The sequence below is a fragment of the Oleiphilus sp. HI0066 genome, from assembly GCF_001635725.1.
On record NZ_LWFH01001529.1, the window covers coordinates 1 to 492 of the forward strand.

Sequence of the window (492 nt, forward strand, 5' to 3'; positions counted from 1 at the left end):
GACGGAACAAATGGCGTAGCTTATATAAACTGTATCAGCGGTGCTCTAGTTGCCCTTCCATCAGGAGTAGGCGGATTCGCAGACCTATTGCCTACACCTAAAGCAGCTGAGATTGACTTTACGGGCTCTACACCGGTCACACACCCTGGTTACGCAAACGTCTCGATTGTACAAGGCACAATGAAAGTTCCATACTACTCTAGACCTCCCGCTGACATCGGCGCACCAAACGAAGGGGAGAATATTGCCCTCGGTACAGGCGCGCCAATCAAATACTTAAGCTGGGAAGCAGATAATGTTTTAGCCACGGCGATCAACACTGCATTCCAAGACATCGGCTTAGTCCTGCCACAAGCAGATCCTGCTATAACAACAGCTGTGAACTACATATTCCCATTCCCTAAGAAACAGGATGCCGATGTAACAACGCCTGCAGATTACTCAACTCCAGCGACCGTGGCATCTACCGTAGAGGATATGACTATACCTATT

The 492-nt window shown here is 48.8% G+C and carries 1 protein-coding gene; it reads left to right on the top strand.

Going from position 1 to position 492, the window contains the following annotated elements:
* On the top strand, positions 1 to 492 hold a 492-nt coding region (locus A3738_RS31455), incomplete at both ends, for a hypothetical protein (protein WP_197473993.1).